20 protein-coding genes are annotated in these 18,608 nt (G+C 70.2%); 14 read left to right on the plus strand and 6 right to left on the minus strand.

Annotated features, from left to right (window positions below; all coding sequences use genetic code 11):
* Window positions 1-290: 290 nt before the first annotated feature.
* Together ACFV6V_RS25555 and ACFV6V_RS25560 are read left to right on the plus strand one after the other, a co-directional pair.
* Window positions 291-1,793 (plus strand): glutamate--cysteine ligase, encoded by a 1,503-nt coding sequence (locus ACFV6V_RS25555; RefSeq protein WP_385569195.1) that lies wholly within the window; start codon window positions 291-293, stop codon window positions 1,791-1,793.
* A 106-nt stretch (window positions 1,794-1,899) separates the two neighbouring features.
* Window positions 1,900-2,703 carry a CPBP family intramembrane glutamic endopeptidase gene (locus tag ACFV6V_RS25560; protein WP_385569198.1) on the plus strand — a complete coding sequence of 268 codons (804 nt, stop codon included), beginning with the start codon at window positions 1,900-1,902 and terminating at the stop codon, window positions 2,701-2,703.
* A 24-nt stretch (window positions 2,704-2,727) separates the two neighbouring features.
* On the opposite strand, the gene ACFV6V_RS25565 is transcribed toward ACFV6V_RS25560, so the two are convergent.
* Window positions 2,728-3,549, minus strand: coding sequence for a PhzF family phenazine biosynthesis protein (locus tag ACFV6V_RS25565; protein WP_385569201.1), 822 nt, complete (start codon window positions 3,547-3,549; stop codon window positions 2,728-2,730).
* A 183-nt stretch (window positions 3,550-3,732) separates the two neighbouring features.
* On the opposite strand from ACFV6V_RS25565, the gene ACFV6V_RS25570 reads away from it, so the two are divergent.
* On the plus strand, window positions 3,733-4,332 hold the full coding sequence (locus ACFV6V_RS25570; RefSeq protein ID WP_385569203.1) for a PadR family transcriptional regulator: 600 nt from the start codon (window positions 3,733-3,735) through the stop codon (window positions 4,330-4,332).
* A gap of 81 nt (window positions 4,333-4,413) precedes the next feature.
* On the opposite strand, the gene ACFV6V_RS25575 is transcribed toward ACFV6V_RS25570, so the two are convergent.
* A complete protein-coding gene (locus tag ACFV6V_RS25575; RefSeq protein ID WP_385569205.1) occupies window positions 4,414-4,842 on the minus strand; it encodes an SRPBCC family protein in 429 nt (142 codons plus the stop codon).
* 202 nt (window positions 4,843-5,044) lie between these two features.
* On the opposite strand from ACFV6V_RS25575, the gene ACFV6V_RS25580 reads away from it, so the two are divergent.
* The 3 genes from ACFV6V_RS25580 (at window position 5,045) to ACFV6V_RS25590 (ending at window position 7,845) form a co-directional block, all read left to right on the plus strand.
* Window positions 5,045-5,584, plus strand: a complete 540-nt coding sequence (locus ACFV6V_RS25580) for a Clp protease N-terminal domain-containing protein (protein WP_385569208.1) — start codon at window positions 5,045-5,047, stop codon at window positions 5,582-5,584.
* Between the two features lie 31 nt (window positions 5,585-5,615).
* Complete coding sequence (locus ACFV6V_RS25585) at window positions 5,616-6,635, plus strand: DMT family transporter (protein WP_385569211.1); 1,020 nt, start codon at window positions 5,616-5,618, stop codon at window positions 6,633-6,635.
* A 238-nt stretch (window positions 6,636-6,873) separates the two neighbouring features.
* Window positions 6,874-7,845 carry a DMT family transporter gene (locus ACFV6V_RS25590; protein WP_385569213.1) on the plus strand — a complete coding sequence of 324 codons (972 nt, stop codon included), beginning with the start codon at window positions 6,874-6,876 and terminating at the stop codon, window positions 7,843-7,845.
* Window positions 7,846-7,944: 99 nt separating this feature from the next.
* On the opposite strand, the gene ACFV6V_RS25595 is transcribed toward ACFV6V_RS25590, so the two are convergent.
* Window positions 7,945-8,649, minus strand: a complete 705-nt coding sequence (locus ACFV6V_RS25595) for a pyridoxamine 5'-phosphate oxidase family protein (RefSeq protein ID WP_385569216.1) — start codon at window positions 8,647-8,649, stop codon at window positions 7,945-7,947.
* Between the two features lie 39 nt (window positions 8,650-8,688).
* Here ACFV6V_RS25595 and ACFV6V_RS25600 point away from each other — a divergent pair, with 39 nt between their 5' ends.
* Window positions 8,689-10,020, plus strand: coding sequence for an aminotransferase class I/II-fold pyridoxal phosphate-dependent enzyme (locus tag ACFV6V_RS25600; RefSeq protein ID WP_385569219.1), 1,332 nt, complete (start codon window positions 8,689-8,691; stop codon window positions 10,018-10,020).
* Here the strand turns inward: ACFV6V_RS25600 and ACFV6V_RS25605 are convergent.
* Window positions 10,011-10,982 (minus strand): DMT family transporter, encoded by a 972-nt coding sequence (locus ACFV6V_RS25605; protein ID WP_385569221.1) that lies wholly within the window; start codon window positions 10,980-10,982, stop codon window positions 10,011-10,013. The two genes, ACFV6V_RS25600 and ACFV6V_RS25605, sit on opposite strands and share 10 nt — an antisense overlap.
* A 72-nt stretch (window positions 10,983-11,054) precedes the next feature.
* Here ACFV6V_RS25605 and ACFV6V_RS25610 point away from each other — a divergent pair, with 72 nt between their 5' ends.
* Entirely contained in the window at window positions 11,055-11,963 is a 909-nt protein-coding gene (locus ACFV6V_RS25610) for a LysR family transcriptional regulator (protein ID WP_385569224.1), read from the plus strand.
* A 27-nt stretch (window positions 11,964-11,990) separates the two neighbouring features.
* On the opposite strand, the gene ACFV6V_RS25615 is transcribed toward ACFV6V_RS25610, so the two are convergent.
* Entirely contained in the window at window positions 11,991-12,458 is a 468-nt protein-coding gene (locus tag ACFV6V_RS25615) for a pyridoxamine 5'-phosphate oxidase family protein (RefSeq protein ID WP_385569226.1), read from the minus strand.
* Between the two features lie 124 nt (window positions 12,459-12,582).
* Here ACFV6V_RS25615 and ACFV6V_RS25620 point away from each other — a divergent pair, with 124 nt between their 5' ends.
* Window positions 12,583-13,233: a cysteine hydrolase gene (locus ACFV6V_RS25620; RefSeq protein WP_385569228.1), complete on the plus strand. Its 651-nt coding sequence runs from the start codon at window positions 12,583-12,585 to the stop codon at window positions 13,231-13,233.
* Here the strand turns inward: ACFV6V_RS25620 and ACFV6V_RS25625 are convergent.
* Window positions 13,220-13,684: a Rieske 2Fe-2S domain-containing protein gene (locus tag ACFV6V_RS25625; protein ID WP_385569231.1), complete on the minus strand. Its 465-nt coding sequence runs from the start codon at window positions 13,682-13,684 to the stop codon at window positions 13,220-13,222. The two genes, ACFV6V_RS25620 and ACFV6V_RS25625, sit on opposite strands and share 14 nt — an antisense overlap.
* A 115-nt stretch (window positions 13,685-13,799) precedes the next feature.
* Here ACFV6V_RS25625 and ACFV6V_RS25630 point away from each other — a divergent pair, with 115 nt between their 5' ends.
* From ACFV6V_RS25630 to ACFV6V_RS25650, 5 genes are all read left to right on the plus strand, one after another.
* The gene (locus ACFV6V_RS25630; protein ID WP_385569233.1) at window positions 13,800-14,663 is read left to right on the plus strand and encodes a HipA family kinase; all 864 of its coding nucleotides are present in this window, start codon (window positions 13,800-13,802) and stop codon (window positions 14,661-14,663) included.
* The gene (locus tag ACFV6V_RS25635; protein ID WP_385569236.1) at window positions 14,660-15,055 is read left to right on the plus strand and encodes a DUF3037 domain-containing protein; all 396 of its coding nucleotides are present in this window, start codon (window positions 14,660-14,662) and stop codon (window positions 15,053-15,055) included. The genes ACFV6V_RS25630 and ACFV6V_RS25635 overlap by 4 nt, the downstream gene beginning before the upstream one ends.
* A gap of 208 nt (window positions 15,056-15,263) precedes the next feature.
* Entirely contained in the window at window positions 15,264-16,025 is a 762-nt protein-coding gene (gene fabG / locus ACFV6V_RS25640; RefSeq protein ID WP_385569238.1) for a 3-oxoacyl-ACP reductase FabG, read from the plus strand.
* Window positions 16,026-16,040: 15 nt separating this feature from the next.
* Window positions 16,041-16,808 (plus strand): SDR family oxidoreductase, encoded by a 768-nt coding sequence (locus ACFV6V_RS25645; protein WP_385569241.1) that lies wholly within the window; start codon window positions 16,041-16,043, stop codon window positions 16,806-16,808.
* 120 nt (window positions 16,809-16,928) lie between these two features.
* Window positions 16,929-18,512: an ABC transporter substrate-binding protein gene (locus tag ACFV6V_RS25650; RefSeq protein WP_385569243.1), complete on the plus strand. Its 1,584-nt coding sequence runs from the start codon at window positions 16,929-16,931 to the stop codon at window positions 18,510-18,512.
* Window positions 18,513-18,608: the final 96 nt, after the last annotated feature.

Here is an 18,608-nt window from a genome sequence, read left to right on the forward strand (position 1 = left end):
CTTCCTGGTCTTTTCGTGAACTCGTCGCTGTCACCTGGGAAGCTGCTCCGTCGGTGGTCGGCCGGATCTCATCGGCGATTCTCACCACATCTGCGCGACACCTGCGCTACACCCGTACGAGGGTAACTGCGCGTTGCTTCATGCCGACGGAATGTGCCCCGTGAAAGCCGCATCCACACTATCGCGCCGTCATCGCCCGCGGGGCGTTATAGATCAGTCGGTCTGGGCATTATCGTCCGTGACGCGAACGGCCTGTGCCGCAGGCCGCCCACTCGAGGAAGGGTGCTTCGATGGGGGAGAAGGTCGTTGGAGGCACGTTTGACCTGTCGGACCGCCAGAGGTACCGGAGGAAGCTCCAGCAGTGCCTCGCGGGGCTGGGGAGGCTCCTGGCGGAGAAGAGGTTCGACCGGCCCAGGAATCTGATGGGCCTGGAGATCGAGCTGAATCTCGCCGGGTCCGACGGACTGCCGCGCATGAGGAATGGCGAAGTGCTCGACCGGATAGCGAGCCGTGATTTCCAGACCGAACTCGGAATGTTCAATCTGGAGGTCAACATAGCCCCGCACCGCCTCGAAGGGCGCGTCTTCGACCAGCTCGCCGAGGAGCTGCACACCAGCCTGGGATATGCCCACCGCAAGGCTGCCGAGCTCGACGCCGGCATCGTGATGATCGGAATTCTCCCGACCATCGAGCCCAATGACCTGGTCTCCGCCAACCTTTCCGACGTGGACCGGTACGTCCTGCTGAACGACCAGATCGTCGCGGCCCGGGGCGAGGACTTCACCCTCGACATCGACGGGGTCGAGCGCCTCAGCTGTACATCGACGTCGATCGCGCCCGAGTCCGCCTGCACCTCCGTGCAGCTCCACCTCCAGGTGACGCCAGCCCGGTTCGCCCAGGTGTGGAACGCCGCGCAGGCCATCGCGTCCGTCCAGATCGCCGTGGGTGCCAACGCGCCCTTCCTCTTCGGTAAGGAGCTGTGGCGCGAATCCCGGCCACCGCTGTTCCAGCAGGCCACGGACACCCGCCCGCCCGAACTTCAGGCGCAGGGTGTCAGGCCGCGGACCTGGTTCGGCGAGCGCTGGGTCGAGTCGGCCTACGAACTCTTCGAGGAGAACCTGCGCTTTTTCCCCTCGCTGCTGCCGATCTGCGACGAAGAGGATCCGCTGCGGGTGCTCGACGACGGGGGAGTCCCGCGCCTCCAGGAACTCGTGCTGCACAACGGCACGGTCTACCGCTGGAACCGCCCGGTGTACGGGCTCGCCGACGGCGTACCCCACCTCCGGGTGGAGAACCGCGTGCTGCCCGCCGGCCCGACCGTCAACGACGTGGTGGCGAACGCAGCCTTCTACTACGGCATGGTGCGTTCGCTCGCCGAGGAATCCCGTCCGGTGTGGACCCGGATGCCGTTCGAGGTCGCCGCCGAGAACTTCGACACGGCCTGCCGCCACGGCATCGACGCCGAATTGATGTGGCCGCGGCCGGGCCGTGGCGGCGGGATGACGCGCGTACCGGCCGTCAAGCTCGTACGGGACGAACTGCTGCCGCTCGCGGCAGCCGGGCTCGAGGCGTGGAACGTGGAGGCCGCGGACCGCGACTTCTACCTCGGGATCATCGAAGGCCGCTGCCGCCGCAAGGTCAATGGCGCGTCCTGGCAGGTGGACGCCTTCCACCGGGCGGTGGAGTCGGGGCTCGGCCGGGAAGCCGCGCTCGCCGCCGTGACACGCCGCTATGCCGAGCTGATGCACCAGGGTGACCCGGTGCACACCTGGCCCTCCTGGTCGGTGGGCTGAGCCCTCGACGTCACCGGGCCGACCCCGCTACCGAGGCCCTGCCTTCGTATGCGCCGCCCTCGTCGGGCAAGCTGTGATCCGCTGGACGAGGCAACAGGAGGCGGATGTGCAGGCGGAGGCGGGACGCGCGCCCGGATCGCTCCCCGAGGGGGGCTTGTCGCCCAGGACCCTGCGGTCCGAGATGCTGCTCGTCCTGGCGCTGTCGCTCGGCGCCAGCGCGCTGTCCTCGCTGATCAGCTTCACCGGCGCGCTGACGAAACCGGGCGGTCTGAAAGACCAGGCCGCCACGCTCAACAGCTCCTACGCCCCGGGGCGCCCCTGGCTCGATCTCGCCTGGCAGCTCTTCGGTGTCGCCACCGCACTAGTGCCCGTCGCGCTCGTCGCCCATCTGCTCTTCCGGGAAGGCGCCGGGGGACTCAGGGTCATCGGCTTCGACCGGACCCGGCCCTGGCCCGACCTCGGCCGGGGCGCGCTGGTGGCAGCGGGGATCGGTAGCGCCGGGCTGGCGTTCTATCTGATCGCCAGAGCCGTCGGGTTCAATCTGACCGTGGTGCCCGAGGCGCTGCCCGAGGTCTGGTGGAAGTACCCCGTGCTCATCCTCTCCGCGGTGCAGAACGCCGTGGTGGAGGAAGTGATCGTCGTCGGCTATCTGCTGCGCAGACTGGACCGGCTGGGGTGGTCTCCGGTCGGGGCGCTCGTGGCCAGTTCCGTGCTGCGCGGCTCGTACCACCTCTACCAGGGCATCGGCGGATTCATCGGCAACATGGTCATGGGTGCCCTCTTCGTGCTGCTCTACCGACGCTGGGGACGGGTCGGGCCGCTGGTCGTGGCGCACGCGCTGCTCGACATCGTGGCGTTCGTCGGATACGGGCTGCTTGCCGGCAAGGTGGGCTGGCTGCCGACGCCGTGATGCCGCCCGCCGGGATCAGGCGCGCTACGGACAGCTGAGCAGTTCCCCGTCGATCACGGTCACGGCGCGCCCGGTGAGCAGGACGCGTCCGCCGCGCAGCGCGGTGTGCACCCGTCCGGAGCGGGCGGACGCCTGGAGGCCGACGAGCTCGCTGCGGCCGAGGCGGTCGGACCAGTACGGGGCGAGCGCGGTGTGGGCGCTACCGGTGACCGGGTCCTCGTCGATTCCCACGTTCGGGAAGAAGCCTCTGGAGACGAAGTCGTAGCCGCGGCCGGGGTCTTCGGCCCGGGCGGTGACGATGACCCCCCGCTCCGAGTGCCGGGCCAGAGCCATGAGGTCGGGCGAGAGATCCCGCACGGCCGCCTCGTCCGTGAGTTCCACCAGCAGGTCGCCGATGTGCTCGCCGGTGTCCTGGACCGCGAGCGGAGTGGCGTTCAGGGCTGCGGCGAGCCCTGCCGGTGCCTCCGTGCGGGTGAGCGGTGCGACGGGGAAGTCCAGGGTGATCGCACCGTCTTCGCGTGCCGTCGCCGTGAGGATCCCGCAGCGCGCGAGAAAGCGCACGGTGCCGGTCGCCGCGCCGGTGGTGTGCAGGACATGGGCTGTCGCGAGGGTGGCATGGCCGCACATGTCGACCTCGGTCGCCGGGGTGAACCAGCGCAGTGCCCAGTCCGCCGGCCCGCCGGGCGTCAGCCGGTGTGCGAAGGCCGTCTCGGCCTGGTTGACCTCTCGCGCCACGTTCTGGAGCCACGGGTCTTCGGGGAAGGCCGGGGTGTCGAGCAGGAGCACTCCGGCCGGGTTGCCGGTGAAGGGCCGGTCGGCGAAGGCATCCACGATTCGTATCCGCATGCCCGCGACGGTAGGGCTCGGACAAACCCGCAGACCAAGGCCAATCCGATGGCCGTGGACCGGTTGATGGGCCCGGTGGCTGCCCGGTGTGCATTGCCAGACGTAGTATTCCGATATATCGTCGACGCATCGCGACAGTACAACGATGGCGCGTAGATAGATCACGATGGAGGGAGCAGAGCAATGCGCTCACAAGGACACGGCAACTGCGGGCCCGGCCATCACGGGCCCGGCCCTCGCGAGCGGGGTGACTTCGAGGGGCGGCGTGCTGCCTTCGGTCCCTTCGGGCCCGGCTTCGGGGGTCCGCCCTGGGGCGGCCGAGGCCGCGGCGGCGGCCGGGGGAGAGCCCGGCGCGGCGATGTGCGCGCCTCGATCCTGGCGCTGCTGAAGGACCGGCCGATGCACGGTTACGAGATGATCCAGGAGATCGGCGAGCGCAGCGCCGGGGCGTGGAAGCCCAGTCCCGGTTCGGTCTACCCCACGCTCCAGCTGCTGGAGGACGAGGGGCTGATCGCGAGTGAGAGCGACGGCGGCAAGAAGCTGTTCACGCTCACCGATGCCGGGCGTACCGAGGCCGAGTCGGTCCCGGACGCTCCCTGGGAGGATGCCGGCCGCGGTATCGACTGGGATGCCATGCACGAGATAAGGGCGGCGGGCATGGGTCTGATGGAGGCGTTCGGCCAGGTCTGGAAGACCGGTACCGCCGACCAGCGGACGAAGGCGATCGCCGTGATCAACGACGCCCGCAAGAAGTTGTATCTGATCCTGGCCGACGAGCACTGAGTCGCGGCCCGGGATGCCCGGGAGTCCGGGACAGGGGCCCCGCCTGGTGCGGGGTCCCTGCGTCCGTCCCGGGGCGCCGGCTCAGGAGACCAGCCCGCTCAGCTTCCGCAGGGACTCGTTGAGCGCGGCGGTGGCCGAGTCCTTGAGCTTGCCCGCCATCAGCGAGACGGCGGCGCCCGTGAACTCCCCCTCGATGCGCAGGGTCGTAGCGTCCCCGTCGGGGACGAGCGCGTAACGCGTGCCGACGGTCACTCCCATCGGGCCCTTGCCCGTGATGGCGAGGACCCGCTCCGGCTCCAGTTCGGCCACCGTCCACATCACCTCGGCGGGAAAGCCCATGAGCTTCATGTTCTCCGGGAAGGTGGCGCCGGTTTCCAGGGTGTGCGGGCCGCCCTGGGGGAAGCTCGTGTGGGTGGCGTTCCAGCGGCCGTACGAAGTGAAGTCCGTCAGCTGGGCCCAGACCTTCCCGGCGGGCGCATCGATGCGTGCCTCTGCACTGACCTCGGCCATGGGGCCACCCCTTCGTCTCGGGTACCGGTGTCGCGGAACGTAGCCGTGCGGCCTCGAACATTCAATACTGATGAACAGTCAGACCTGTGGTCATCTCCTCCCCAAGGAGGAGATGCGAGCGGGTCCGCCCACCTTGCGTGGGATGCCGAGATGCTCCCGTGCGTCGATGACTCGGGCACCGGCGGACTGATGGGGTGTCATCGTGCGCCTTCCCGTCCCCCGCCCGCCGCGTCAGCCTGCTCCCCTGAACGCATCGACCTACTCACGGCTCACGGCGGAGCTGGCGTCGGTCGTCGCGGCTGCCCGTCGGCGTGCGCTGCGGGACGGTGACCGGCAGATCGACACCGCCCACCTCCTGCACTCCCTCATGGAAGAGGACGCCGGGGCGCGCGCCGTCTTCGACGGCACCGGTCAGGCGGCCCGGGTGCTCGGGTATCTCGTCCAGCGGAGCATCGGATACGGGCTGCGCTGGCAGGGCTCGGTCGAGGATTCGGGGGCGATCGCCGTGCTGCGTGACGTCGAGGCGGCGGGCTGGTCGCCTTCGGCGTCAGCGGCCTTGGAGGTCGCCCTGGAGCGTGCGGCCCGGCGCGGCGAAGCGCGTGCCACCGGTCTTGACCTGCTCGCCGCGATCGCCGCGGACCGGGACTGCCGCGCCGTCGATGTGCTCAGGCGTGCGGGCATCGACACGGGGCTGCTCGACGTCCGGATCGCGGAGCTGTCTCAACAGGCGTCACGGCCGTGACGCTCCTGACCTTCCCTGTCATGATGTGCCGATGCACGTGTCGGAGGGAAGGAACGTCGGCCTGGGCCTCGCCCTGGCCTCGGCGTTCGCGTTCGGTGGTTCGGGAGTGGCGGCCAAGCCGCTGATCGACGCGGGGCTCGATCCGCTGCATGTGGTCTGGCTCCGAGTGGCCGGCGCCGCGCTCGTGATGCTTCCCCTCGCCTGGCGTCACCGCGACCTGCTGACACGCAAGCCGGCACTGCTCGCGGGCTATGGACTGCTCGCCGTCGCGGGCGTCCAGGCCTTGTACTTCGCCGCGCTCTCCAGGATCCCCGTCGGCGTGGCCCTGCTCGTCGAGTACCTCGCTCCCGCCCTGGTCCTCGGTTGGGTCCGCTTCGTCCAGCGCAGGCCGGTCACCCGGGCCGCGGCGGTCGGGGTGATCCTCGCCGTCGGCGGCCTCGCCTGTGTCGTCGAGGTGTGGTCCGGGCTCGGGTTCGATGCGATCGGCATCCTGCTGGCCCTCGGCGCGGCCTGCTGCCAGGTCGGCTACTTCGTGCTGTCCGACCAGGGCGGCGACGGCAAGGACGCCCCCGATCCACTCGGCGTGATCGCGTACGGGCTGGTCATCGGGGCCCTGGTGCTCACGGCCATCGCCCGTCCCTGGGGTATGGACTGGTCGGTGCTCGCGGGCGACGCGAGCATGGACGGCGCCGCCGTCCCCGCCGCGCTGCTCCTCGGCTGGATCGTGCTGATCGCCACCGTTTTCGCGTACATCACCGGTGTCGTCTCGGTCCGCAGGCTGTCCCCGCAGGTGGCGGGAGTGGTCGCCTGCCTCGAAGCGGTCATCGCCACCGTCCTGGCATGGGTCCTGCTGGGCCAGCATCTGTCGGCGCCGCAGATCGTGGGCGGGGCCGTGGTCCTGGCCGGCGCGCTGATCGCCCAGTCGTCGACGCCGAAGGCCCCGTCGGGGCCGGTGGCCGGTGGGGTGGGCCCGGGAATTCCCCCGAGCGCCGAAGAGGCCGAGGACGCCGTCCCCGGAGTGCGGTTGTCCGAGGACGTGACCACGGCATAGGGTGCCGATCATGCATTCGACCGTGCTTCCGCCGCCCGCACGCTGACGCGGGCCGGCGATCGCCGATGAAGACCGGGCCCGGGGTGTGGTGTCCCCCCGGGCGGTTTGTCGCTGCCTGCGTGTGAAGCCCAGCGGCCACCAGTCCCGTCTTCAACCGGCCCGTCGTGGAGCCTTCACGCCCCCGTGACCGGGGGAGGGCCCCGGGGGATCCCCCGGACGTCCCGCACGGAGAAGTCACGTGTCGAACCCTTCATCCTCCGCTGCCTCCGGCCTGCCCGTCGGACGCAGCCTCTTCTATCTCGCTGTCGCCGGTGTCGCCTGGGGGACCGCGGGAGCCGCCGCGTCCCTGGTCTACGTGGCCAGCGATCTCGGCCCGCTCGCCCTGTCCTTCTGGCGCTGTCTGGGCGGACTGGTGCTGCTGGCCGGCGTGCTGGCGCTGCGCCCACGCGGCACGGTCGGGGCGGCCGTGCCGCGACGCCACCGAGTACTGCGCATACTCGGCACCGGTACGGGCCTGACGGTGTTCCAGAGCGCGTACTTCGCGGCCGTCGAGCAGACCGGGCTCGCCGTCGCCACGGTCGTCACGCTCGGCGCGGGCCCTGTGCTCATCGCCCTCGGAGCCAGACTCACCATGGGGGAGCGGCTCGGGCGCGGCGGTGCCGCGGCCGTGGTCGGCGCGCTGGCCGGACTGATCGTGCTGGTGCTGGGCGGCGACGCCGGTACGGTCCGGCCGGTCGGGGTGGCGCTCGCGCTCCTCTCCGCCGCCGGATATGCGGGCATCACGCTCCTCACCCGGTGGCTGGGACGGGCGGGCACGGGCGGGGACGCGCTCGCCACCGCGGCGTGGACCTTCGCGGTGGGCGCCGCCGGGCTGCTCCCGTTCGCACTCGTGGAAGGGCTGCTGCCGCACAGCGCGGAACCCGCCCGGGTGATCTGGCTGCTGGTGTACGTCGCCGCCGTGCCGACCGCGCTCGCCTACGCGCTCTACTTCGCGGGGGCGGCCGTGGTCAGAGCCGCGACGGTTTCCGTGATCATGCTTCTGGAGCCGGTCAGTGCTGCGGTGCTCGCGGTGACCGTCCTGGACGAACGGCTGTCGGCGGCGACGGTGGCCGGGACCCTGCTGCTGCTCACCGCGGTCGTCGCGCTGGCCTGGCAGGAGGCGCATATGTCAGTCCCGCGCGGGGACACCGCGGAAGCGGCCGTCGTCTGACGGCCCGGTGGGCCGGTGAAACGAGGGCGGACCGCGCAGCAGCGTGCGAGCCCGCCCCCGCCCGGGGCCGCGACCCCCGTGCGCCGCCCCGGGTGGCCGTCACAATGCTGCGAGATAGTCCGGCAGGGAGACGGCCGGGTCCATGTCCTCCGCGGGGACGGGCGTGCCGTGGCGGGGGGCCAGCGGGATCACTCCGGTCCAGTGCGGCAGTGAGAGGTCCTCCGGGTCGTCGTTCGGACCACCGGTACGGACCTTGGCTGACACCTCGTCCAGATCGAGCCGGAGCACGGCGGTGGCGGCGAGCTCCTTGTCGTTCGCCGGGCGGGAGTCGCGGGATCGTCCGGGGACGACCTGGTCCACGATGGCGTCCAGCGCCACACGCTTCTCCTCGGGGTCGACCACTTGGTGTGCGGTGCCGTGGACCACGACGGAGCGGTAGTTGATCGAGTGGTGGAAAGCCGACCGGGCCAACACGAGGCCGTCGACATGGGTGACCGTCAGACAGACCTTCAGACCTGGCTCGCCCGGCTCGCCCGAGTCGGTCCGACCGGCCATCCGGAGCGGGCGGGAACCCGTCGAGCCATGGACGTACAGCCGCTCGCCGATCCTGCCGTAGAGCGTCGGCAGCACCACCGGCGCTTCGTCGCGTATGAAACCGAGATGGCAGGCATAGGCCTCGTCGAGAATCGCGTGCACCAGCGCCCGGTCATAGGAGGCACGTGGGCGCCCCCGGGTGGGGTAGGTGCGCTCCGTCTTCGGATAGGGGGCGATGTCCTGGGGCGGTGAGGGCGGGAGCGAGGACATGGATTGACATCTCCATTGCACTAGTACAAAATCTCTTTTGTGCTAGGAGAATATCGGATTGCCGGACGCCGTGCAGCGGAGATCGCCGGGAGCGTGGAGCGGGGGGTGGGCTCGGGGGCGCTCGCGCCCGGTCAACTGCTCCCGCCCATGCGGGAGCTGGCTGCCGAGCTGGGCGTCAACCCCAACACGGTCGCCGCGGCCTACCGCACCCTGCGCGAGCGCGGTGTGATCGAGACTGCGGGGCGCAGAGGCAGCCGGGTGCGCTCACGCCCTGCCAGCACCAGCCGGGACTCGCTCGGCGTCGAAGCCCCGCCCGGCGCCCGTCAGATCGCCGACGGAAATCCCGACCCCGCTCTGCTGCCACGGCTGTACGACGCCTTCGCGGTCGCGGCGGGCGAGCAGGACGGGCGACCCGTGCTCTACGGCGAAGCACCCGTGGACCCCGAGCTCGCACGACTCGCCCGGGCGGGCCTGGAAGCCGACGGTGTGCCGGACGGGCCGATCGCGGCCGCCTCCGGCTCCCTCGACGCCATCGAGCGTGTGCTCGCCGCCCATCTGCGGCCGGGTGACGCCGTCGCCGTCGAGGATCCCGGCTGGGGCCGGGTGTTCGACCTGCTGGCGGCGCTCGGGATGCGGCCCGTACCGGTGGCCGTGGACGATGACGGGCCCCGCCCGGAGGACGTCCGGAGGGCGCTCGCCCAGGCGGCCAGGGCGCTGATCGTCACCTGCCGGGCACAGAACCCCACCGGGGCTGTGATCACCGCGGCACGCGCCGGGGAGCTGCGGCGCCTCATCGCCGCCCGGCCGGAGCTCCTCGTCATCGAGGACGACCACGGCTTCGCCATCGTCGACGAACCGCTCCATCCGCTCGCCGGAGCGTCCCGGCACTGGATGCTGGTCCGGTCCGTCGCCAAGGCTTACGGGCCCGATCTGAGGCTCGCCCTCATGACCGGCGACCCGCTCACCATCGACCGGGTGGGGGGACGGCAGCGGCTCGGGCCCGGCTGGGTCAGCCGCCTGACGCAGCGCGCCATGGTGGAGCTGTGGTCGACGGGCGCCGTCGACCCCGCGGCGGTGGCGCGCGCGTACGGGGAGCGGCGGGACGCTCTGATCGACGCGCTCGCGCGTCGGGGGGTCGCGGCGCAGGGGCGGAGCGGGATGAATGTCTGGGTACCGGTCCCCGATGAGACGGGAGCCGTGGCCCGGATGCTCCAAGCCGGGTGGGCGGCGGCCCCGGGTGCCCGCTTCCGCCTGTCGGCGCCCCCGGGAGTGAGGCTCACCGTGTCCACGCTCAGCGCCGCCGACATCGAGCCGCTCGCCGACGCGGTGGCCGCCGCGACGGCCCCTCCGCCCGTGCGCAGCTACGGCTGACGCCTGCTCTGCGTGAGCGCCGCGCCCGCCAGCACGACGAGCGCGCCGACCGGGGTGTTCCAGCCGAGCTGCTCGCCCAGCACCAGCACCCCGGCGGCGGTGGCGATGACCGGGATGAAATACGTGACCATCGTCGCGGTCGTCGGCCCGACCTCGGCGACCAGACCGTACTGGAGGAGCATTGCCAAACCCGTTCCCAGCGCGCCCAGCGCGACCACGGCCAGCAGCGGCACCACGGGGAACGCCGTCGGCAGCACGGTGAACAGCGGTGTCACCACGGCCAGCTGGAGCGTGGCGAGCAGCAACTGGGCGCCGGTCAGGGAAAGGTGCGAGTGGGACGACCCGGCGAGGGTGCGGCGGACGTAGATCCAGCCCACCGGATAGCTCAGCGAGGCGAGCAACGCGAGCAGGGTGCCGGTCATGTCGACGCCTGCGAAGCCCTGCCAGGCCCCGAGCACGGTCAGTACGCCGAGGAAACCGATGCCGAGCCCGGCGACCCTGCGCCTGGTCGGACGGTCCTCCGAGAGTGCGACCAGGGACAGCGCCATGCCCCAGAGCGGGGATGTGGCGTTGCAGATCCCGGCCAGGGTGGAGGGGATCGTGAGCTCCGCGTAGGCGAAGAGCGAGAACGGCAGGGCGTTGAGGAAGAAGCCCGCGATCATCAGATGGCCCCAGGTGCGCAGGCCGCGCGGGAGCCGCTCACGCCGCACCGCCATGACCACCGCCAGCACGGCCGTACCGAAGAACAGCCGGCCGAACGTGACCTGGAACGGCGCGAAACCGTGCGTCCCCACCTTGATCAGCAGAAAGCTGAAGCCCCAGATCAGGGCGAGCACCGCGAACCTGATACGCCAGTCGAAGGCCGGGCGACGGCGGGTCGGGGTTGCAGGTACGGAGTCGCCCGCAGAGGTGGGCGGGGAGAGTGCAGGGCTGTGCTGCCGGGTCGGCGAAACGGTGTTCATGCCCTCACTGTGGACTGGTCAATCACTTAGGACAAGCGAGAAATTCTCCGTTATTGGATTAGCATTACTTACATGTTGAATCTGGAGCGCCTGCGTACGCTGGACGCACTCGCACGGCACGGCTCGGTCAGCGCGGCGGCCGAAGGGCTGCATGTGACCACATCGGCCGTGTCCCAGCAGATGGCGAAGCTGGAGCGGGAGGTCGGGCAGCAACTGCTGGCCAAGTACGGCAGGGGAGTGCGGCTCACCGACGCGGGGCGGCTGCTCGCCGACCACGCCGCCCGGATCCTCTCCCAGGTGGAGCTCGCCCAGGCCGATATCGAGGCACAACGCGGTCAGGTCGTCGGTGAGGCGCGCATCGGCGCCTTCCCTACCGCAGCGCGCGGGCTGTTCCCCGAGGCGCTTGCCGCCCTGCGCGACACCCATCCCGAACTACGTGTGCGCTCCGTCGAGGTGGAGCCGGAGGACGCCGTGCGGCAGGTGGTCCGTGGCGACCTCGACCTGGCCGTCGTCCTCGACTGGAGCAACAAGCGGCTGCCCGTGCCCGGCGGCCTTGCCCGGGCGCGACTGCTCGACGACGCGGCGGATGTCGCCATGCACGCGGACCACCCGCTCGCGGCAAGCGCCGAAGTGGATCTCGAGGACTTCGCAGACGACCCGTGGGTGTCCTGGCCCGAGGGCGAGTTCTGCTACGAGTGGCTGGTCTTCACCCTCCGCGCGAAGGGCGTCGAGCCCCGGATCGCGCACATGGCGGGTGAGCACCACACCCAGCTGGCGCTGATCGCGGCGGGAATGGGGGTGTGCGTCACCCCGAGGCTCGGCCGTGGGCCGGTGCCGGAAGGCGTCAGATTCGTGCCCGTACGCCAGAAGATGCACCGCCACATCTATGCGATCTGGCGCAGTGACGCGGACCGCCGCCCTTCCATCCGGGCGGCGGTCGAAGCACTGCACCAGGCCGCGGCGAGCGTGGCCGGGCTCTGAGGAACCACCCGCCCGCGCCCACCGCCCTTACAGTGCGGCCAGTTTGCGGAAATCCCAGGACGCGATCGCCTCGGGGGTGAGCCTCATCCAGGCGTGCCTGCCGTCGTGCGGCATGGCGTCCAGGCCGAAGTTCTTCCGGGCGAACAGCCGCTCGACCTCGTCGAGCCCGGGATCCGGCTCGCCGGTCCGCGGGGCCTCGCCGACGAATTCGACACTGCCGGAGAGCTCGGCGCCCCGCAGCTCGCCGTACTCCTCACCGGTGTCCACCACCACCGCGATCCGCGGATCGCGGCGCAGATCCGCCCAGCGGCGGCTGCGGGTGATCGAGTACAGCCACAGGGAGGTGCCGTCCCACGCGAACCAGAGGGTGCTGACGTGCGGGCGGCCGTCGGCCGACACCGTCGCCACCCGGCAGGTGCGCTGCTCGGCGAGGAAGGCGTCCAGTTCCTCCGGCGTCATCATGATCCGGCGGCCGCGGCGCTGAGTGGCGGGCATGTCCTGGTCTCCTCCTCGTAGCTGACAGGGTGACAGGAATCATGCGGAGTCTTCCCTCCTGACGCAATGCCCGATACGGTCACGCGCCCGCGGAACGACGGCGACGGGGAGTGGAGGCCAGGGGATGCCCATGCGCGAACAGCTGGTGGAGCAACTCGACCCGGACGGCACCGTGCTGCTGACCGTCGAGTGCCAGAACGGAGTGGTCGGCGCGGACAGCGCCCTTCCCGAACTCGCCACCGAGGCCAGGTCGTCCGGGGTCCTGGCCCGGATCGCCCGTCTTGTCGCGGGGGCGCACGAGGCCGGGGTGCAGGTGCTGCACGCGGTGGCGGAGCGGCGGCCCGACGGGCGCGGCTCGAACCACAATGCGCGCCTCTTCCGGGCCGCGCTCCGGCTGCCGGTCCAGCAGCACCCGGGCACCGAGGCGGTCCGTGTCGCCGCACCCATCGAGGTGACGGACGAGGACATCGTGGTTCGCAGACTGCACGGTCTTTCCCCGATCGCCGGCACCGATGTGGACGCACTGCTGCGCAACCTCGGCTGCAGCACGCTGGTCGTCACGGGGGTCTCGGCGAACGTGGCCATCCCGAACGCCGTGTTCGACGCGGTCAACCTCGGTTACAGGGCGGTCGTACCGGCGGACGCCATCGCGGGGGTGCCCGCGGAGTACACCCCCGCGATGGTCAGGAACACGCTCGCCCTCGTCGCCACTGTCACCACCACCGACGACGTGCTCGCGTGCTGGAAGCGCCCGAAGCGGGTCACGCCAGCCTGATCGAGTCCCCGTCCACCACGATGGAGGCGGGCGGCAGCGGGGATGTGGCAGGGCCTTTGTGCACACTGCCGTCGGACGCGTCGAACATGCTGTTGTGGCACGGACAGTTGATCATGTTGTCCGACACGTTCTTCACGGCGCAGCCCTGGTGGGTGCACTTGGCGGAGAAGGCCTTGAACTCCCCGGCCTTCGGCTGCGTCACCACCACGTCGCCGATCACCTTGCCGCCGCCCTCGGGGATGTCCGCCGTCCTGGCGAGCACCTTTCCGCCGCCGCCGCCCGTCGCGCCACCGGGGTCCTTGGTACCCGTACTGGCCGCCGGCTCCCCGGCCGCCCCGGATTCGTCCGATCCACCACATGCCGTGAGGGCCAGGCACAGCCCGGCTCCGCCCACCGCCGCGACGGCGGTGCGGCGTGTCACGGGGTGCGCCGGTCCCTGCGTTCCACTCATGCGGGCCTCCCTTTCCCTCGGCGGCCCGGGATCGGGCCCGTTCGTGATGTTGTACGGGACCCGGCCCCACGACGTTCAACGACCACGCCGGGGGAGCGCACAGTAATCTGGCGGGATGCTCTCCGAAGTCACGGCGACCCGCTATGTCACGCCCCTGCGTGAAGGCGGCTCCCTCCCGGGCATCGTCGAGGCCGACGATCTCGGTACGTATGTCATGAAGTTCACCGGAGCCGGCCAGGGTCGCAAGACGCTGGTCGCCGAGGTCATCTGCGGTCAGCTCGGCCGCAGGCTGGGGCTGCGGGTCCCGGAGCTGGCACAGATTCAGCTCGACCCGGTCATCGGGCTCTCCGAGCCCGACCAGGAGGTGCAGGAGCTGCTCAAGGCCAGCGGCGGCCTGAACCTCGGGATGGACTTCCTGCCCGGGTCGCTCGGCTTCGACCCACTGGCCTACGAGGTGGACGCCGCGGAGGCCGGCCGGGTCGTCTGGTTCGACGCGCTGATCAACAACGTCGACCGCTCCTGGCGCAACCCCAACATGCTGATCTGGCACGGTGATCTGTGGCTGATCGACCATGGCGCCACCATGATCTGGCACCACAACTGGGCGGGCGCGACGGCCTCGGCCGCCAAGCCCTACGACGCGTCCGACCACGCCCTCGCCCCCTTCCGTCCCGATGTCGCCACGGCCGCCGCCGCGCTGGCGCCGCAGGTCACCGAGGAGCTGCTGACCGAAGTGGCCGCGGACGTGCCCGACGAATGGCTTGTCGACGAGCCGGGGTTCGAGTCCACCGACGCCGTCCGGCGCTCCTATGTGGAGGCACTGCTGTCGCGCGCCGCGTCCATCCACGAGCGGATCACCCTCGGCGCCCCTTCCGCATCGCGGCCCTCGCAGGCCCCGGGTTGGCTGACCGAGCGCCTCGCACCGTGGCCGCATCCCACGAAGAAGGACCGGGACGGCGTGATGGGCGGCGGACAGTGAGCAGCGGCGGCGAAGAGCGGGATGTGTTCGAGTACGCGCTGCTGCGCGTCGTGCCCAGGGTCGAGCGGGGCGAGTGCTTCAACGCGGGGGTGGTGGTCTACTGCCGTGCCCGGTCCTTCGTGTCCGCGCGCACCCATCTGGACGAGGCGAAGCTGAGGGCTCTGGACCCGCAGGCGGACATCACCGGTGTGCGGGCGGCGCTGCATGCCGTCGAGGGTGTGTGCCGGGGCGGTGAGGACGCGGGACAGGCGGCCCGGGACGATGCCGGACGCCGTTTCCGCTGGCTGATCGCGCCGCGTTCGACGGTGGTGCAGCCAGGGCCCGTGCACACCGGACTGACCACTGATCCGGAAGCCGAGGTCGAGCGCCTGCTCGACGTGCTGGTGCGCTGATCGTCCGGGTGGTGGAGGTGAACCGGGCGCCGTAATGCGGGGGGTCCGTTGACACCGGGTGCCAGGGCTTCTAGCGTCTCGTCCAGCTGAAGGTACTAAGCGGTCGCTCACCCCTCTCCGGGGCGTGACCGGGCGACCTCATCCAGCTGCGTACAACCGCATGCGTTCAACTGCATTCACCGGGATCCAAGGGCGAGGAGAGCCAACCATGTCCAGCACCGAGCAGCGCGTTGCCATCGTGACGGGAGCGGCGCGCGGCATTGGCGCCGCCACCGCCGTACGCCTGGCGGCCGAGGGCCGGGCCGTCGCCGTACTCGACCTCGACGAGGCGGCCTGCAAGGACACCGTCGAGAAGATCACCTCGGCCGGTGGCAAGGCGATCGCCGTCGGGTGCGACGTCTCGGACTCCGCCCAGGTCGAGGCTGCCGTCGCCCGGGTCGCCGCCGAGCTCGGCGCCCCCACCATCCTCGTCAACAACGCCGGGGTGCTGCGGGACAACCTGCTCTTCAAGATGAGCGAGTCGGACTGGGACATCGTGGTCAACGTGCACCTCAAGGGCGCGTTCCTGATGGCCAAGGCGTGCCAGAAGCACATGGTGGACGCGGGCTTCGGCCGGATCGTCTCGCTGTCCTCCAGCTCCGCGCTGGGCAACCGGGGTCAGGCCAACTACTCCGCGGTCAAGGCGGGTCTCCAGGGCCTCACCAAGACCCTTGCCAAGGAACTCGGCAAGTTCGGGGTCACCGCCAACGCGGTCGCTCCCGGCTTCATCGTCACCGAGATGACGGCGCAGACCGCCGCCCGCGTCGGCATGGGCTTCGAGGAGTTCCAGGCTGCCGCCGCCACCCAGATCCCGGTGCAGCGGGTCGGCCGGCCGGAGGACGTCGCCAACGCGATCGCCTTCTTCACGGGTGACGACGCCGGATTCATCTCCGGGCAGGTCATGTACGTGGCCGGCGGCCCGCTCAACTGACTCGGAGGCACGACGATGACGACTCAGGAACTTCCGCCGCTCTCCGGCAAGGTCGCCCTGGTCACGGGTGGCAGCCGGGGGATCGGCTACGGCGTCGCCGAGGCGTTGGTCGCCCGCGGTGACCAGGTGTGCATCACTGGTCGGAACGAGGACTCGCTCAAGGAGGCCGTCGAGCGGCTCGGCGCGGACCGGGTGATCGCGGTCGCGGGCAAGGCCCACGACGAGGGACATCAGGCCGCCGCCGTCGAGCAGGTCATGGCGGCCTTCGGACGGGTGGACTTCCTCGTCAACAACGCGGGCACCAATCCCGTCTTCGGCCCCATGGCGGAGCTCGACCTGGCCGTGGCCCGCAAGGTCTACGAGACCAACGTGATCTCCGCGCTCGGTTTCGCCCAGCAGACCTGGCGGGCCTGGCAGCAGGAGCACGGTGGCGCGATCGTGAACATCGCCTCGGTGGCCGGGATCTCCGCCTCCCCGTTCGTCGGGGCGTACGGAATGAGCAAGGCGGCGATGATCAACCTGACCCTTCAGCTGGCGCATGAATTCGCGCCGGTCGTGCGAGTCAATGCGATCGCACCCGCCGTGGTCAAGACAAAGTTTGCGGAAGCGTTGTACGAAGGCAGGGAAGCGGAGGCGGCAGCCGCCTATCCCATGGGCAGGCTGGGCGTTCCCCGTGACATCGGTGGTGCCGCGGCTTTTCTCACCTCGGATCAATCGGATTGGATCACGGGGCAGACACTCGTCGTCGACGGCGGTATCTTCCTCAATGCCGGAGTCCATTGAGTCGTTTTATGCCTGAATAGCCATGGATTGCCATAAGTGCCCCTCCGGACTGCACCGTTGATTCGGAGGGGCACTGCGGTATGGTTCGCCGACCCATGGCTGAACGAGGAGCGTGTGCACGTGTTCAACCGGACGATGCTGCGGGCCGCCGCGGCCGTTGCGTCCATATCCCTGGTGGCGGGATGCGGTCTCTTCTCCGACGATGACGCCGATGGGGCGAAGCCGGTGGTCGTCGGCACCACGAGTGAGCCCAGCACGCTCGATCCCGCCGCCGCGTGGGACGGTTCCTGGGAGCTTTACCGAAATGTCTTCCAGACGCTGCTGAGTTTCCCCATCGGGAGCACCAGCCCGCAGCCCGATGCGGCGCAGAGCTGCCAGTTCACGGATGCCACCAGTACGGCATATCAGTGCACGCTCCGGGAGGGCCTCACCTTCTCCAACGGTCACAAGCTGGACGCCGCCGCGGTCAAGCACTCCATCGACCGGATCAAGAAGATCAATGTCAAGGGTGGTCCCGCCGGACTGCTCGGATCGCTGAGCGCGGTGCAGACGGAGGGTGACCGGAACATTACGTTCCGGCTTTCCAAGTCCGACGCCACTTTCCCGTTCATCCTCGCCACTCCCGCCATGTCGCTCGTCGACCCCGCCGAATACCCGGCGGACGCACTCCGCGAGGACGGCAGGCTCACCGGCTCGGGTCCGTACAACCTGGAGTCCTACAAGGAGGGCGACCGGGCCGAGCTGAAGAAGAACGCGAGCTACCACGGCTTCGCCGACCGCAAGAACGAGGCGGTCACCATCCGCTACTTCCAGGACTCGGAAGTGATGGTGAGTGCGCTCAAGAAGAAGGAGATCGACGCCACCAACCGCGGTCTGACCGCGGAAGAGGTCACCTCCCTCCAGGAGAAGAAGCCGGAGAACGAGGGGATCCAGGTCGTCGAGACCGTCGGTGCCGACATCCGGTACCTGGTGTTCAACCCCAAGGACCCGGCTGCCGCCAAGCTCCCCGTACGCCGGGCGATCGCCCAGGTCATCGACCGCGACGCGCTCGTGGCCAAGGTCTACAACGGCACCGCGGAGCCGCTCTACTCCATGGTCCCGAAGGGCATCGCGGGCCACACCACCAGCTTCTTCGACACGTTCGGCGACCCGGACGTCGAGGAGGCGCGCCGCATCCTCGAGAAGGCGGGGATCGACGCCCCGGTCAAGCTGACCTTCTGGTTCACCAGCGACCGGTACGGCTCCTCCACCGCCCTCGAGTTCGCCGAGATCAAGCGCCAGCTCGACGCGTCCGGACTCTTCGAGGTCAAACTGCAGAGCAAGCCCTGGAAGGAGTACCAGGAGGGCTACAAGAACGGGCAGTACCCGGTCTTCGGCCGAGGCTGGTTCCCCGACTTCCCGGACCCCGACAACTTCATCGCGCCGTTCGTCGGCAAGGAGAACGCGCTCGGCACCCCCTACGACAGCCCGGAGATCGCCGAGCAGCTCACGCTGTCCCGCAAGGAGAGCGACCGCGGGTCGGTGTCCGTGTCCAACCAGTTCGAGACGGCCCAGAAGCTCCTGGTGAAGGACGTGCGGCTGCTGCCGCTGTGGCAGGGCAAGCTGCATATCGCCGCCAGCGAGGAGATCGCGGGCTGCGAGCGTGCCCTCGACCCGCAAACGATCATGCAGGTGTGGACGCTGGAGCGGAAGACGAGCTGGTAGCGGTCCCGGCCGGGCTCCGAAGTCCGGCCGTGGCCCCGATTGTCAGTGGCCGCCGGTAAGTTCTGTGGACGAGAACTGATCGCTCACCGGAGGTTG

The sequence above is a fragment of the Streptomyces sp. NPDC059828 genome (assembly GCF_042731955.1).
Taxonomy (GTDB): domain Bacteria; phylum Actinomycetota; class Actinomycetes; order Streptomycetales; family Streptomycetaceae; genus Streptomyces.

Coding starts and splice junctions, on each gene's coding strand:
- ACFV6V_RS25555 (WP_385569195.1), top strand. CDS start 291: ATGGGGGAGAAGGTCGTTGGAGGCACGTTTGACCTGTCGGACCGCCAG.
- ACFV6V_RS25565 (WP_385569201.1), bottom strand. CDS start 3,549: ATGCGGATACGAATCGTGGATGCCTTCGCCGACCGGCCCTTCACCGGC.
- ACFV6V_RS25570 (WP_385569203.1), top strand. CDS start 3,733: ATGCGCTCACAAGGACACGGCAACTGCGGGCCCGGCCATCACGGGCCC.
- ACFV6V_RS25575 (WP_385569205.1), bottom strand. CDS start 4,842: ATGGCCGAGGTCAGTGCAGAGGCACGCATCGATGCGCCCGCCGGGAAG.
- ACFV6V_RS25585 (WP_385569211.1), top strand. CDS start 5,616: ATGCACGTGTCGGAGGGAAGGAACGTCGGCCTGGGCCTCGCCCTGGCC.
- ACFV6V_RS25595 (WP_385569216.1), bottom strand. CDS start 8,649: ATGTCCTCGCTCCCGCCCTCACCGCCCCAGGACATCGCCCCCTATCCG.
- ACFV6V_RS25605 (WP_385569221.1), bottom strand. CDS start 10,982: ATGAACACCGTTTCGCCGACCCGGCAGCACAGCCCTGCACTCTCCCCG.
- ACFV6V_RS25610 (WP_385569224.1), top strand. CDS start 11,055: ATGTTGAATCTGGAGCGCCTGCGTACGCTGGACGCACTCGCACGGCAC.
- ACFV6V_RS25615 (WP_385569226.1), bottom strand. CDS start 12,458: ATGCCCGCCACTCAGCGCCGCGGCCGCCGGATCATGATGACGCCGGAG.
- ACFV6V_RS25620 (WP_385569228.1), top strand. CDS start 12,583: ATGCCCATGCGCGAACAGCTGGTGGAGCAACTCGACCCGGACGGCACC.
- ACFV6V_RS25625 (WP_385569231.1), bottom strand. CDS start 13,684: ATGAGTGGAACGCAGGGACCGGCGCACCCCGTGACACGCCGCACCGCC.
- ACFV6V_RS25630 (WP_385569233.1), top strand. CDS start 13,800: ATGCTCTCCGAAGTCACGGCGACCCGCTATGTCACGCCCCTGCGTGAA.
- fabG (WP_385569238.1), top strand. CDS start 15,264: ATGTCCAGCACCGAGCAGCGCGTTGCCATCGTGACGGGAGCGGCGCGC.
- ACFV6V_RS25645 (WP_385569241.1), top strand. CDS start 16,041: ATGACGACTCAGGAACTTCCGCCGCTCTCCGGCAAGGTCGCCCTGGTC.